The organism is Dehalococcoidia bacterium, from assembly GCA_040902535.1.
In the GTDB taxonomy this organism is placed as follows: Bacteria; Chloroflexota; Dehalococcoidia; order DSTF01; family JACRBR01; genus JBBDXD01.
Genome location: JBBDXD010000020.1, coordinates 54,555 through 67,805, shown reverse-complemented (window position 1 = coordinate 67,805; position 13,251 = coordinate 54,555). Strand labels below are relative to the sequence as shown.

The following is a 13,251-nucleotide window of genomic DNA, read 5'->3' as shown; positions in this document are numbered from 1 at the left end:
GGCTGGGCCTGGCGTTCGTGTCTCGGATGTTTCGTGCTGATCACGGAGAAGGCTCTGGGGGCGTAGGCGACCCGTCCGTCGTCGTACGGCCATACTCGTGGCAATCATGCTGGCGTTCTTTATCGCGGTCTTTTTTCTGGGCGCGTCTACGTCGGGATCCTGACAGGATTGCCGCGCGGCGCGCTCACCCTCGCCATGCTGAAGGGCTCCGGCCAGGGCGACTCCAACCTGTTCGAACCGGTGACGCTGGCCTTGTTCGCGCAACTCGCGCTGCTTTCGGTCGTATCAGCCGGTGCGCTCTGGCTCGCGGAGACGGGACGGTGGCGTACTGACGTCGGGCTCGTGGACCAGCGCCTTTAGCCGGGCGCCCACAACGGCGATGACGCCTTCATGAACCGCAGCATCATCAGCATCGACGCGACGTCGCGGCCGCCAGGCTCGCGCATCAGCGTCTCGAACCAGACGTACTCCGTCTTTGGCGTCGTGCCGAGCGCAAGCACCTTGCCGGAGACCTCGTAGTCGCGCTCCATGAAGATCGGCCCGTTGATATGCCGTGTCTCGATGGCGCCGTACAGGCCGACGACGCGTTGATGTTCGCGCACGCCCGGCTCCACCTGCACCATCATGTGTACGAGCAGCCCGGGATTGACGATCGCACCGCCCCACGGCGACGAATCGCGGTACCACGGCATCGGTTCGGTGACGGCGTCGATGCGGCGGTCCGTCAGCGCATCGAACTCGAGACGTGACGGCTTCGTGTCGAGCGTCTGCCCGGCCGCGAGATGCGCGAGGATGCGCAATTCGCCTGCTTCGCGCGGCTCCGCAAGCTTACGCCGCAGCATCGACGGCTCCGCAGGCGCCCCGACGCTCGCGGTGCCTTCCAGCACCTGCATGCCGTCGTTGCGCTCCATCCAGATGTTGACCTGATCGTGCGAGGCGCCGGACGGCGTCTGCGCGAGCGGTCGCACCCGCTCCTCGTGCATGGTGGCGTTTCGAAAGTAGCACGAGAGTCCGCCGGTCTCGAACCATCGTTCGCCGAACGCGCGCACGAGGAGCGGCGGGAACTGCTCCATGTGGATCGAACCGGCGACCGTGCCGCCCCGGAAGCCCAGCTTCGTGGCGACGCTGTCGTCGTGGATGCTGCCCCGCTCGTTCGCCGCCAGGTTGCGCGGGGCCCGGTAAGGCCCGACGAGCACTCCGTTTCGCTCGATGATCTGGTCGCTGGTCGCTGGCGTCGTCATGGCTGCACGCTCCTCGCTGATGCTGAGGACAGCTTGCACCCGCGGCTGGGTGCTCGCAACCCGCCAGGCGCCGAGAATCCAGCGGGCCAGGCTTTCAGCCGGCGAAGCGCGTCGATCGGTATGGACACGCGCGCTCCTTCGCGCCGCAGTGTAATCGGCGGCGGTCGGAGTGCATGCGACGGAACGCGTTGCGACGCGGGCAGGCGATGTGACGTTCGCTTAGCTCACCGCGACGTCGTGCCCGGGATGCTGCACCGTCCCCTTGTGCTGACGGCTGTGCTCGTAGAAGCGGGCGAACTTCTCGACGGCGTCGGTTTGCGCGGCGGCGGCGGCCTCGTAGAGAGCAGCGCGGTCGCCAAAGTCCTGGTCTTCGAACGCCGGCACCAGGTCTTCCTGTATGGAGCCCCAGATGCCGGACTGCTTGTGCAGCGCCTGGCTCGCGGCCTCGTGTTTGGCTTCGGCGGCGAGATACGCGCGCCAGTGCGGTTCGCAACTCATCGTCAGGGCTCCCTGTCCGATAGCGACTCTTCTTCGGCTTCGGGGTAGAGCGATATCTGGTTCGTGAACTCGTCCTTCACCGTGCCGGCGAACTCTTCGTCCAGCTCGTCCATCTCCAACCCCTGCTCGCGCAGCCACTCGCGCAGTTCGTCCTCCGCGTCGGCGACCGGCGAAAACTCGACGGCGCCGTTTCCCGTCGCCGATTCGACGCGTTCAAACCAGCGCGCCTGCGCCCATACGAAGACGCGGCCCGACTCCGCGTCGTCGGGGTTCGTGGCGAACACGCGCGGCGTCGAGCCCTTGAACATCGCCGGATGCAGGTCTTCCCACGTCATGGTTCGAGTCTAACGATGCGGCCGTGCCGTTCCGGGCGCATCGTCGGTGCGCTGTATGTCGATTCCATGCCGACGCGGCGGCGGATCGAATGCGCTACCCTGTAGGAGCTACACAGATTCAGCCCCCAGAGGAGCAACCGTGCAAGAGACCCACATCGGCGCGGCCGAAGGCGCCGCTACGGCCGTGCGCGACGACCTGCGCAACATCGCCATCATCGCCCACGTCGACCACGGCAAGACCACCCTGGTCGATGCCATGCTCTGGCAGAGCGGCGTCTTTCGCGAGAACCAGGAGGTCGTCGATCGCGTCATGGACTCGAACGATCTCGAGCGCGAGAAGGGCATCACGATCCTCGCCAAGAACACCGCCGTTCGCTTCGGCAACTACAAGATCAATATCGTCGATACGCCCGGGCACGCCGACTTCGGCGGCGAGGTCGAGCGCACGCTGAAGATGGTCGATGGCGTATTGCTCCTCGTCGATGCGAGCGAGGGCCCGTTGCCCCAGACCCGCTTTGTCCTGAAGAAGGCGCTCGAGCTGAATCTGCCGCCCATCGTGGTGATCAATAAGATCGACCGCAAGGACGCGCGCACACAAGAGGTGCTCAACGAGATCTACGACCTCTTCATCGACCTCGACGCCACGGAAGACCAGATCGACTTTCCGGTGCTCTACACCATCGCGCGCGACGGCATCGCGCGCCTGACGCCTGATGGCGAGGACCATCAATTGAAGCCGCTCTTCGATGAGGTCATCCGTACGATCCCGGCGCCTCGCTTCGATCCGGAGATGCCGCTGCAGATGCTCATCCTGAACCTCGACTACTCCGACTACGTCGGGCGGCTCGCCGTCGGACGCGTTGTCAACGGCCACATCGAGCAACGCCAGGATGTCGCGCTCGTGCGCCACGACGGCACCGTCGAGCGCGGTCGCATCTCCAACCTCTACGCGTTCGATGGGCTCGAGCGCGTCGAAGTCAGCGAAGCGGGTCCCGGCGACATCGTCGCGCTCACCGGCTTCGACGATGTGAACATCGGCGACACCATCACCGACGCCGACGATCCGCGGCCGCTTCCGCCGGTCGTCATCGATGAGCCGACGGTCAGCATGGTGTTTTCCGTCAACGACTCCCCCTTCGCCGGGAAGGAAGGCAAGCTCGTCACCTCGCGCAATATCAAGGAGCGCCTCGAACGGGAGATCCTGACGAACGTCAGTCTCACGGTGGAGCCGGGAGAGGCCGCCGATCAGTTCAAGGTCGCCGGCCGCGGAGAACTGCAACTCGCCATCTTGATCGAGATGATGCGCCGCGAAGGCTACGAATTGAACGTCAGCAAGCCAGAGGTCATCACGCGAAAGATCGGCGGCGCGCTGCACGAGCCCATGGAGCACCTGACCGTCGACTGCCCCGAGGACTTCGTCGGCGTCGTCACGCAAATGCTCTCGATGCGCAAAGGCCGCATGGCGAACATGGTGAACCACGGCACGGGCCGCGTACGCCTCGAGTTTCGCATTCCGTCCCGCGGGCTGATCGGCTTTCGCAGCCAGTTCCTCACGGACACGCGCGGCACGGGGCTGCTCAACCACCTCTTCGACGGCTACGAGCCATGGCAGGGCGATATCCCGCATCGCCTCACCGGCGCGCTGGTCGCGGATCGCGCGGGCAAGGTGACGGCATACGCGATCGAAAACGCCCAGGACCGCGGCGAGATGTTCGTCGAGCCGGGCGAGACCGTCTACGAGGGCATGATCGTCGGCGAGAACGCGCGCGAAGAGGACATCAACGTCAATATCACGAAAGAAAAGAAGCTCACCAACATCCGCTCGTCGACGTCGGATATCGCCGTGCAGCTCATGCCCGTGCGGCGGCTCTCGTTGGAACAGGCGCTGGAGTTCATCCGCGACGACGAGATGTTGGAGGTGACGCCGTCAGGACTGCGGCTGCGCAAGCGCATCCTCGACCCGAATCGCCGTCCTCGCTACTGGCAGAAGCAATAGCCCCACCCGCCGCTGCCGACTACCATCGGCGCATGGCTCCCGCGCGCAACGCTCGCTCCAGGACCGCAACTCCGGCGACGGTGGCCACCGTCATCGCACGCCTCCGCACCCTCGGCGATCCACGCAACCTCGAGGGCATGGCGCGGTTCGGCATCAACATCGACTCACACACCGGGTTCGGCTCGCCATCCCTGCACTGCGCAAGCTCGCGAAGGAGAGCGGCCGCAACCACGCGCTCGCGTTCGAGCTGTGGGACACCGGCATCCACGACCTCGCCACATCGCGGGCATGGTCGCCGATCCCGCGAAGACGACGAAGCGAGAGATGGAGCACTGGGTGCGCGACCTGAACTCCTGGGACCTCTGCGATGGAACATGCTTCGATCTCTGGCGCCACACAGCGCACGCCTACGCGAAGGCTCACGCGTGGGCGCGCCGCAAGCCCGAGTTCGAGCGGCGCGCCTGCTTCGCACTCATGGCGGGGCTGGCGGTGAGCGACAAGACGGCGTCAGATGAGCAGTTCCTGCCATTCCTGCCACTGATCGAAGAGGCGTCGGGCGACGATCGCAAGTACGTGCGCCAGGCCGTGAACTGGGCGCTGCGCCAGATCGGCAAGCGCAACCCGCCCTGAACCGCGCCGCCATCGCCTCGGCCGAGCGGATGGCCGCCACCGGCACGCGCGCCGGCCGCTGGATCGCCGCCGATGCGCTGCGCGAACTGCGCAGCCAAGCCGTGCAGGCGCGCCTGCGCTCGAAGGCGCGCTGAGCAGCGCTTCCTCATCGCGCTCGCGTCGCGTAGGATGGCGCGCAGCCTCAGGCGCGCACCGGGAGGTCTCACGTGTCCAGCCCGAAGTTCCAGATTTCACTCGCCGCCTGGTCGCTCCACCGGATGTACTTCGCGAAGGAGATCGACCAGCTCGGCATGGTCGACCTCTGCACGGACGCCGGCATCGGCGGCTTCGAGATGGTCAATACGTTCTTCCCGTCGCCGCAGTACGCGTATCTCAAGCAACTCAAGCAACGCGCCGACGACCGCGGCGTCGAGTTGCTGCTGATCATGTGCGACGGCGAGGGCAGCATGGCGGGCCCCGAGCGCGACAAGCGCCTCCTCGCCGCGAAGAACCACCACAAGTGGATTGATATCGCCGCGGTGCTCGGCTGCCACGCCATACGCTGCAACACCGGCGCCCAGCCCGGTGACGCCGATGCGCTCGAGCGCTGTGTCGAGTCGTTCGGCGCCCTGCTGGAATACGCCGACGCCGCCGCCATCGACGTGCTGATCGAAAACCACTGGGGACTGTCGTCGGAGCCGGACTGGCTCATGGAGTTGATGCGGCGCGTCGACCATTCGCGCTTCGGCACGCTTCCCGACTTCGGCAACTTTCCCGACGAGATCGACCGCTACGACGCCGTCGAACGCATGATGCCGCGCGCAAAGGCCGTCAGCGCCAAGTGCTACGACTTCGATGACGCCGGAGACGAGACGAAGGTCGACTTCGCGCGCATGATGGCGATCGTCGATGCAGCGGCGTACCGCGGCTGGGTCGGCATCGAATATGAGGGCGAGCGGCTGGGCGAGCGCGAAGGCATCGCGGCCTGCAAGCGCCTGCTCGAACGGTTTCAGTAGGGAGCATTAGGCATGGCGCCGCGCACGGTCATCATTGGAGCGGGGTTCGCGGCGCGCGTCGTGCACCTGCCCGGATTCACGGCGTCGGGCCACCAGGTCGCCGCGATCTGCGACGTCAACGAAGAGCCGGCGCGCAAGCTCGCGGCGCAGCACAACATCCCGAAGATCTACGCCAACTGGCGCGAGATGATCGACACCGAGAAGCCGGACGCCGTGAGCGTCTGCTTGCCGAACTCACTGCATAAGGAGCCCGTGCTCTACGCGCTCGAGCGCGGCGCCCACGTGCTCTGCGAAAAGCCGCTCGCCATCAGCGTCAGCGACGCGCACGAGATGTTCGAGGCGGCGCGTGCTGCGGACAGGGTGCTGATGGCCGCCCAGTTGTGGCGCTTTGATGCACGCTCCCGCGCCGTCAAGCGCTGCATCGACGCCGGCGACCTCGGCGAGATCTACTACGGCGAAGCAACCGCGCTGCGCCGCATGGGCATCCCCACCTGGGGTGTCTTCCACCAGTCGCAGTTCTCGCACGGCGGCGCGCTGCTCGATATCGGCGTCCACATGCTCGACCTCGCGATGTGGCTCATGGGCAATCCCACGCCCGTGCGCGTCTCGGCGACGGCTGCCGCGAAGTTCGGCAAGCGCCCCGAGATCGCGAAGATGCTGCGCAACGCCTGGGATCCCGCCACGTTCGACGTCGAGGATTTTGCGGTAGCGCTCATCCACTTCAATAACGGCGGCTCGCTGCTGCTCCGCACGTCGTGGGCGGCGCACATCGACCAGGAGACGTTCTCCGTGCGCGTGCTCGGCACCGACGCGGGCTGCACGACCGCACCGCCGGCGATCTATCGCAATCACGAGGGCATGACGATCGACCAGAAGATCAACGTCGGCGAAGCGCCGGCGCAGAACCGCCAGATGGCGCACTGGCTGCGCGTGGTCGAGGGCAAAGAAGCGCCCCTCGTGCAGCCCGCCGAGACGCTCAACATCCAGAAGATCATCGATGCCGCGTATCGCTCCGCCGCCGACGGCCGCGAGGTTACGATCGGCGAGTAACGAGGTGATCGTCTACTTCGGCTGGCGGGCTTCCGCGATCAGGCGGGCCGCGTGCGAGCCTCTCCGATCATCACCACGAAGTCGAGCGTCAACCCCATCAGCCGGTTCTGCACGATGCGGTACTTCGTGATGCCGGCGTCGCGAAGCAACCGGCGCATCTCGCCCAACGACAGCAGGTCCATGTAGTCGCCCGCGGCCCAGTCGATGCCCCGCCAGCGCAGATAGCGGTCGAACCAGCGCTTCGGGAGCCAGTGCAACAACGGCGTCCGCGTGTGCACCTCGATAGGAAACCACTTGTTGGGGGTCGTCACGAACGCCGATGTCGACACGCGCGCGATCTCGCGCAAGAACAGGATCTGCGCCTCCCGGCGCCCCTCGTGCTGCCCAACGTGCTCGATGACGGCGTTCGACCACGCCACGTCGAATGCGTTGTCCGCGAGCGGGAACTCTCGTCCTTCGTATTGCACGACCTTCACATCGGGATAGCGCGCCGGGAAAAGCGACGGCGCATCGATGCCGAGCGCCGTGATCTGCGCTCGGTACGGGTAGTGTTTTTCGAGGAAGTTGTCCGTCGCGCTGTATTCGTTGTCGCTGAACCCTACGTCGAGCACGCGGTCGGCGGGTTGCGGGGCAAAATCGCGCAGGAAAATCTCCCACTTCCGACGACGGTTGAATCCCGAGATGCGATACGCAAACGACGGCACTCCTAGTCCTTCCACTCGCCGCGCGCGACGGCCGGCACGTACTCGCTGAGGTCGATGGGGAACCGCAGCGTTTTGCCGTCCTCCGCGGACTTGTAGCACGCCATGAGCACCTCCGTCACCGCGAGTCCGTCGTACCACGTCTCGGCGGGCATGCGGCCGTCGAGGAACGCCTGCACCATGTGGCGGTTCTCGGCTACATACCCGTAGACGCCCGGCTCGTCCGAGATCACCGGCATCAGCCCCTGCTCGGCGTTCTGTTTTTCGACGAGGTCCTCGCCCGCGTCGCCCTGGACGCGGCGGCTCAAGAAGACGGTGAGGTCAGTCATCAGGCTGTCGACCTGCATCGCGTACTCCGGGCCGAGCAGTTCGGCGCGCAGTCGCAGCGCCGGCCCGACGAAGCTCCAAGACGTCGTGGCCTCGACCAGCGCCTTTTCACCGCCCGGCGCGCGCAGGGTAACGGCCGCGCGTGCGAAGTCCTCCGCGGGCGAGCGGCTGTAGTCCACGCGCCCGCCCGACATGTCGCGCAGGATCTGTGCGTACTCGGGGCGTGTCCACTTCAGCGATGCGATCTGCGCGTTCACGTCTTCGACCTGCAAGGCCTCGCGTGATTCATCGGGGCCCGTGAGCAGGAAGCGCGCCGCCTCGTAACTGTGACACAGCATGTCGTTGAGCACGCCGCCGCCCTGCCGCTCGCCGCTCCAGAACCACGGCATGTGCGGCCCGCTATGCTCCTCCGCGGCGCGCGCGAGGTACGGCCGCCCGGAGATCGGCACGGCGCGGCGCCACACGATCTCCTTGCCGCGCACGAGCGACGGCTGAAACACCTGGTTCTCCAGGTAGCCGTGCAGCAACTCCGTCGACTCAATCAGTTCGATGAGGCGCTTCGCTTCCGCCAGATTGCGCGCAAGCGGCTTCTCCATCGCCACGCCGGCGAGCTCACCTTTGCCGGTGCTCACAGCATCGACGATCTCCTCGACGACCGCGACGCGCGTATCGTTCGTACACGCCACCCAAATCGCGTCGACGCCCGTATCCGCGACGAGATCGGCGATCGACCCGTGGATGTTCGGTTCACCGACGCGCCGCGCGTGCGAAACGGCGGCGAGGCCCTCGGCGTTGGCACGCGTCGGGCTGTAGATGCCGGCGACGTGGCAATCCCGCACGCTCTCCAGCGAACGCACGTGGAAGCCGTTCATGAAGCCGGCTCCCACAAATCCGATGCCGAGACTGCGTGCCGCCGTCATGCGCGCCTCCGTCGAGTCGTACCAGGGGACGGCGTATTGTGTGTTGCGAACGGAGTAACGCGCCAGCACGCGGCAAACGCAGGCACGATCACCGGCATCCGGCCGGCGCCGGGCGACGGGCCGCTGCTTACGGTAGGGGGCGGGAGTAACCGTCTACACGGTCGGCGTGTGCGTTGGTGTCAACGTCTGGGTAGGCGCCGCCGGTGTTGGCGTGTGCGTGCGCGTCGGCGTATTCGTCCGCGTACGCGTCGGCGTGTGCGTCCTCGTCGCTCGCGTCGTCTTCGTCGGCGACGGCGGACGCGTCGAAGACGACTGCGGCGTCAGCGTCGGCTTCGGCGGCTGCGGCGCGATGCCCGCGCGATTCTCGCCCAGGTACGAAAGCGTTTCGTACCGCGTCACGCCGTACCGCCACACGGAAACCGTGCCCATCCCCAGTTCCCACGCGCGCCGCGCGAATCGCGACCACGTATTCGGGTCGATCGCGGCGCCCTGGCCGACAGGGATGACATCGCGGTTATAACCGCCGAGGACCACGTGCGTCGTATCGAGCAGGAACTCCGGCGTCATGCCGCTCGCGCCGGTCGGATAACCGGAATTGCGATAGCCGTCGCGGTTGCCGGCCGAGTTGAATGTGTCCCAGTAGAGTTGCGGCCAGATGCCGTCGCTGAGCGCGACGAATTCCGGCATCGGCACGAGGTTGATGCGCCACGGACGTGCATCGATCGAGATGTCCACGCGCCCGAACGGCGTCAGCTTACGCAGGTGGTCGCCGAACCGGGCGGCGTCGGCCGGAGTGCCGGCCCAGAAGCCTGCTCCTCCCTCGAGGTCGAGGACGAGGCTGCGAGCGCCCGCCGACAGGACATCGGCGACCATTTGGGCTTCGCGGATCGGGTCGATGCCTTTGATCACGCTCCACGCGTGAAACGGCACGCCGCGGTCCTCGAAGAAGCGGACGAGATTCGCGACCTGGCCAGGGCCGTTCACGGCGTTTCGTGAGCGGTCGTAGCGCGACATCCAGTCGACGCCGTCGTGCGTCTTCATCAGGATGCCAAGGCCGTTCGCGCCGAGGTTCGCCACGATCTGATCTGGCTCCGAGTCAGTGGAGAACTGCCAGACCCACACCTTGTGGTGCGGTGGCTGCGGGTTCTTGCCTTGCTGCAATTTTCGGATGAGCGCCGGGTCGCACTGCGCTCCCAGCGACACCGCCGCCGCGCCCACGGTTACCGCCGCCGTCGTGAGAAACTTCCGCCTCGACCATCCCGTCGTCAGGATGCTATCTTCACCCATCGCACCATCCCCAAGAGTTCCATGCCCCGCATCCCGTTACGAGGGGTAAGGCTACCAGACATGCGATGCTTTTCCTACTCGGAGCTGTCACATTTTTTCTGGGCAGAGATGCGGAGTTGCGACGCCCGGCGTGCTGAGAAAGGTTACGCCGCGAGCGAAGTCGAATCAGGCGAAGGAACTACCGCCCGAATGCACTTCGGAGTGTATGCGAAACTGTTATACCGCGCGCAGGAGTGCGCGCCGCGGCATGCGCACGTCGGTATTCGAAGCGCTCTCGCACACGATCGCCGCGTGGCGCTGCAGGAATTGAACGTCGCGGCGTGGCAGCCGGAAGGTGAGTGCCTGCTCGAAGAGTTCCAGCGAACGCTGAGCAAGATCTTCGACGCTGAGCGCCTCCTCGATGGCCGCGAAGCGCGCCGCGCTGGCGCTCACCTCCGGACCCACCGAGGGCGGAAGTTCGACGTTCGTCGTGGTGCCCGTCGCCGCCAGCAACGCGGCTTCGTACCACAGGCCGAGATGAGCCGTGATGCGAGGGTCGCGCGGGTCGAGGAGCGCGGCGCGTTCCAGCTCGTCGCGCGCCTCCAGGGGATTTCCGGCGGCCATCAAGAGCCGGCCGTTGAGAAAATGCCACGACGCTTCATCCGGGCGGGCTAATGCCCGGCTGCGACACTCGGCGACCAGTTCGGCGATGACGCCCGCGCAGGTGGGATCGGAATCCACGGCGTGCTCGATCTTGCGGGCCATGTCGCGCTCGTCCCCGCGTGTCGCGGTGATGGAAGGCATGGTTCCGCGGAGTTTGAACACCTAGCGTACCTCATCCTGTATATCGATGAGCCACGCCGGTTGTTTCACGGGATGCGAAAGGAGGGCGGCGAGGTGATGTTCCATGAACCTGCGCAATCCTGATCCAGAGCGTGTTGTCTGAATCTAAGCGAGGTGGCATCGCAGATTGGCGTAGCCCCGGACGACGCCTCGGGACAATTCGATGACAGGGGCCCTGCGACGTTCGGATTGCTCTTGGAAGGTACGTGAGATGTCGATACTTAGATGGACCCCTGCGGGAGTTGCAGCGGCTGGCAGGCACTATCATCGAACCTTCGTCCTTGCGGTTGGATCGGGTCATTCTGGCGGTCGCCCTGGCCGGCGGACTGGCGCTGGTCGCCGCGGACGTCTTCCAACGCTGGATCGCTCCCGAACACATCTGGGCGCTGGATATCGACGGGCGCTTCAATGCCGTCACCTGGTTCCATTCGTTTGTGCTCGCCGGCGCCGCACTTGCTGCTCTCGGACTCGCTTCTACGTACCGCGATAGCGGCCAGCGCTTGATGTGGCTGCTCGCCGGCGGAGCGATGGCGTTCTTGTCGCTCGACAAAAGCATCTCCCTCCATGAGCGTGTCGGCGAGAGCATCGAACAACGCTTCGATCTGCCGGAGCAAGCTGGACGCGTGATCTGGGAGGCTGTCTATGCGCCGTTCCTCATCGCTCTCGTGATCTTGCTGATCATCGCCGTCGGTCGCGCGAGTACGCCGGCGCGTCTCTGGGTGGGGTTCGGCATCGCCTTGTGCGCGGGGAAGGTCGCGCTGGAGGCATTGATGTTCCCGGCGATCCACCTGGAACTCTTCGACGAGACGAGCGTCCTCTACGGCATCGAGGTGAACATCGAGGAGAGCGTGCAGCTACTGGGATTCGCGGCGTTCTTCGGCGCGTTCGCGCAGTTGCTGTTCGACAGGATCTCGCTCATGGCGCAGGGCCGCCTCGAGTCGGCCGATGCCGAAGCCGTCGAGCGCCCGCTGCTCGACTTCCCGCGGCTCACAAAGCGGGAGTGGCCCAAGGCCGTCTAGACGCGAACTGCGCGATACCTGCCCGCGCGTAACGCCCACAAAAACGACGTTTCATCCCGGATCTCGACATCGAACTCCGTCGCGCACACGCCAACCTCGCGTGCAGAGTGTGCGTCGCTCCCGCCGATGCCCGGGAGGCGCAGCGAAGCCGCCATCCGGGTGGCGGTGTCGTTCTGCAGCATGCCCTCCGTGCCGTTCTGCGTTTCGACCGAGTCAAACAACGTCCCCAGATCGTCCGGCGGCAGCGTGCCGTAGCGGCGGCTCGGGTGGGCGAGGTACATGCACGCGCCCTCGCCGCGGACGATGCGGTGCAGGTCGGCCAGGCGCGCCATCGAAGGATGGTACGCGTGTACGCCGAAGACCAGCACATGACCGATCTCCGTGGTGATCTCCATGCCGCGCAACACCGTAAAGTCCATTTCGTCCGCCAACCGCCGCACGTCGTCCGTCGGCCATGCCGCGTCGTGCTCGGTGATGCACACGCCATCGATGCCCCGCATTCGCGCGGCGCGCACGAGCGCGTCCGGCGTGAGCGCGCTGCACGCCGAGTACACCTTCGTGTGACAGTGAAGGTCAATCAGCACGCGGACCGGATGGTTACTGCCAGCCCTTGCGCGCGCCGGCCACCATCTCGAGCGGTCCGGCGGGCCAGTTGAAGCCGAGTCGCATCGCCGCGTTGATGTCTTCATCGCTGGCGACGCCTTCTTCGAGCACCTTGCGCGCCTCGGCAACCATCGCGAAGTAGATCCTGTTCGCCACGAAGCCGTATTTGCCCGGCGCGTCCTTCACCTTGATCGGCGTTTTGCCGAACGTCCGCGTCAGCTCCATCATCGTGTCGAGCGTCTCCTGCGACGTCTCGGGTGCGTACACCACCTCGATGATCTTCATGATGAACGCCGGGCTGAACCAGTGGAATCCGATGAACCGGTCACGACGGGAGACCGCCTTGTTCAAGTCCGAGATCGAGAACCCGGATGTGTTCGTTGCGAGGATCGCTCCGGGCTGCACGATGCGGTCCAACTCGGAGAAAACGCTCTTCTTCAGGTCCAGGTTCTCGGGCACGGCCTCGACGATCAGGTCGCAGTCTCGCAGTTCCGCGACTTCCTTCGTGAAGGACAGCCGGTCGACCGTCGCGTCGTAATTGGACTGCGTCATCTTGCCGCGCTCGACCGCGCCCTTCAGTCCGAATCGCCCGTCGATCATCGTCTCGCGCGTCTTCTCGATGAGGTCGTCGTTCAGGTCGCGCACGATGGTGCGGAATCCGTTGGCGACGAACGTCTGTGCGATGCCGCCGCCCATGACGCCGCCGCCCATCACGCCTACGAGCTTGATATCAGCGAGTTGCATGCGTTCCTCCTGCCTCCACGAGCGGCGTTGCGATCTTACCGCGCGTCATCGCGTGACACGAGGCGCCGACGCGAGCCGGTCGG

General features: G+C 65.8%; 15 protein-coding genes. 6 read left to right on the top strand and 9 right to left on the bottom strand.

Annotated features, from left to right (window positions below):
- Positions 1-195: 195 nt before the first annotated feature.
- Positions 196-360 (top strand): hypothetical protein, encoded by a 165-nt coding sequence (locus WEB52_11520; protein ID MEX2227065.1) that lies wholly within the window; start codon positions 196-198, stop codon positions 358-360.
- Here the strand turns inward: WEB52_11520 and WEB52_11515 are convergent.
- The 3 genes from WEB52_11515 to WEB52_11505 all read right to left on the bottom strand — a co-directional run bounded on the left by WEB52_11515 (position 357) and on the right by WEB52_11505 (position 2,074).
- Complete coding sequence (locus WEB52_11515) at positions 357-1,241, bottom strand: hypothetical protein (protein ID MEX2227064.1); 885 nt, start codon at positions 1,239-1,241, stop codon at positions 357-359. The genes WEB52_11520 and WEB52_11515 overlap by 4 nt on opposite strands.
- 219 nt (positions 1,242-1,460) lie before the next feature.
- Complete coding sequence (locus WEB52_11510; protein ID MEX2227063.1) at positions 1,461-1,739, bottom strand: hypothetical protein; 279 nt, start codon at positions 1,737-1,739, stop codon at positions 1,461-1,463.
- 2 nt (positions 1,740-1,741) lie between these two features.
- A complete protein-coding gene (locus tag WEB52_11505; GenBank protein MEX2227062.1) occupies positions 1,742-2,074 on the bottom strand; it encodes a hypothetical protein in 333 nt (110 codons plus the stop codon).
- Between the two features lie 139 nt (positions 2,075-2,213).
- Between WEB52_11505 and typA the strand changes: the two genes are divergently transcribed.
- The 4 genes from typA (at position 2,214) to WEB52_11485 (ending at position 6,745) form a co-directional block, all read left to right on the top strand.
- On the top strand, positions 2,214-4,070 hold the full coding sequence (gene typA / locus WEB52_11500; GenBank protein ID MEX2227061.1) for a translational GTPase TypA: 1,857 nt from the start codon (positions 2,214-2,216) through the stop codon (positions 4,068-4,070).
- 288 nt (positions 4,071-4,358) lie between these two features.
- Positions 4,359-4,700 (top strand): DNA alkylation repair protein, encoded by a 342-nt coding sequence (locus tag WEB52_11495; GenBank protein MEX2227060.1) that lies wholly within the window; start codon positions 4,359-4,361, stop codon positions 4,698-4,700.
- Positions 4,701-4,906: 206 nt separating this feature from the next.
- Positions 4,907-5,695, top strand: a complete 789-nt coding sequence (locus WEB52_11490) for a sugar phosphate isomerase/epimerase family protein (GenBank protein MEX2227059.1) — start codon at positions 4,907-4,909, stop codon at positions 5,693-5,695.
- A gap of 12 nt (positions 5,696-5,707) precedes the next feature.
- Positions 5,708-6,745 (top strand): Gfo/Idh/MocA family oxidoreductase, encoded by a 1,038-nt coding sequence (locus WEB52_11485; GenBank protein MEX2227058.1) that lies wholly within the window; start codon positions 5,708-5,710, stop codon positions 6,743-6,745.
- Between the two features lie 38 nt (positions 6,746-6,783).
- On the opposite strand, the gene WEB52_11480 is transcribed toward WEB52_11485, so the two are convergent.
- The 4 genes from WEB52_11480 to WEB52_11465 all read right to left on the bottom strand — a co-directional run bounded on the left by WEB52_11480 (position 6,784) and on the right by WEB52_11465 (position 10,724).
- The gene (locus WEB52_11480) at positions 6,784-7,449 is read right to left on the bottom strand and encodes a class I SAM-dependent methyltransferase (GenBank protein MEX2227057.1); all 666 of its coding nucleotides are present in this window, start codon (positions 7,447-7,449) and stop codon (positions 6,784-6,786) included.
- A 2-nt stretch (positions 7,450-7,451) separates the two neighbouring features.
- Positions 7,452-8,693, bottom strand: coding sequence for a Gfo/Idh/MocA family oxidoreductase (locus WEB52_11475; protein ID MEX2227056.1), 1,242 nt, complete (start codon positions 8,691-8,693; stop codon positions 7,452-7,454).
- A 153-nt stretch (positions 8,694-8,846) separates the two neighbouring features.
- Positions 8,847-9,980: a twin-arginine translocation signal domain-containing protein gene (locus WEB52_11470; protein MEX2227055.1), complete on the bottom strand. Its 1,134-nt coding sequence runs from the start codon at positions 9,978-9,980 to the stop codon at positions 8,847-8,849.
- 216 nt (positions 9,981-10,196) lie between these two features.
- Positions 10,197-10,724: a hypothetical protein gene (locus WEB52_11465; protein ID MEX2227054.1), complete on the bottom strand. Its 528-nt coding sequence runs from the start codon at positions 10,722-10,724 to the stop codon at positions 10,197-10,199.
- A gap of 359 nt (positions 10,725-11,083) precedes the next feature.
- Here WEB52_11465 and WEB52_11460 point away from each other — a divergent pair, with 359 nt between their 5' ends.
- A complete protein-coding gene (locus tag WEB52_11460) occupies positions 11,084-11,821 on the top strand; it encodes a hypothetical protein (protein MEX2227053.1) in 738 nt (245 codons plus the stop codon).
- On the opposite strand, the gene WEB52_11455 is transcribed toward WEB52_11460, so the two are convergent.
- A complete protein-coding gene (locus WEB52_11455) occupies positions 11,818-12,405 on the bottom strand; it encodes a PHP domain-containing protein (GenBank protein MEX2227052.1) in 588 nt (195 codons plus the stop codon). The two genes, WEB52_11460 and WEB52_11455, sit on opposite strands and share 4 nt — an antisense overlap.
- 13 nt (positions 12,406-12,418) lie before the next feature.
- The gene (locus tag WEB52_11450) at positions 12,419-13,168 is read right to left on the bottom strand and encodes a 3-hydroxyacyl-CoA dehydrogenase family protein (protein ID MEX2227051.1); all 750 of its coding nucleotides are present in this window, start codon (positions 13,166-13,168) and stop codon (positions 12,419-12,421) included.
- Between the last annotated feature and the right edge of the window lie 83 nt (positions 13,169-13,251).

Bases quoted from the DNA above. Each gene is read 5' to 3' on its own strand.
- WEB52_11520 (MEX2227065.1), top strand. From the start codon at position 196: ATGCTGAAGGGCTCCGGCCAGGGCGACTCCAACCTGTTCGAACCGGTG.
- WEB52_11515 (MEX2227064.1), bottom strand. From the start codon at position 1,241: ATGACGACGCCAGCGACCAGCGACCAGATCATCGAGCGAAACGGAGTG.
- WEB52_11510 (MEX2227063.1), bottom strand. From the start codon at position 1,739: ATGAGTTGCGAACCGCACTGGCGCGCGTATCTCGCCGCCGAAGCCAAA.
- WEB52_11505 (MEX2227062.1), bottom strand. From the start codon at position 2,074: ATGACGTGGGAAGACCTGCATCCGGCGATGTTCAAGGGCTCGACGCCG.
- WEB52_11495 (MEX2227060.1), top strand. From the start codon at position 4,359: ATGGTCGCCGATCCCGCGAAGACGACGAAGCGAGAGATGGAGCACTGG.
- WEB52_11485 (MEX2227058.1), top strand. From the start codon at position 5,708: ATGGCGCCGCGCACGGTCATCATTGGAGCGGGGTTCGCGGCGCGCGTC.
- WEB52_11475 (MEX2227056.1), bottom strand. From the start codon at position 8,693: ATGACGGCGGCACGCAGTCTCGGCATCGGATTTGTGGGAGCCGGCTTC.
- WEB52_11470 (MEX2227055.1), bottom strand. From the start codon at position 9,980: ATGGGTGAAGATAGCATCCTGACGACGGGATGGTCGAGGCGGAAGTTT.
- WEB52_11465 (MEX2227054.1), bottom strand. From the start codon at position 10,724: ATGGCCCGCAAGATCGAGCACGCCGTGGATTCCGATCCCACCTGCGCG.
- WEB52_11450 (MEX2227051.1), bottom strand. From the start codon at position 13,168: ATGCAACTCGCTGATATCAAGCTCGTAGGCGTGATGGGCGGCGGCGTC.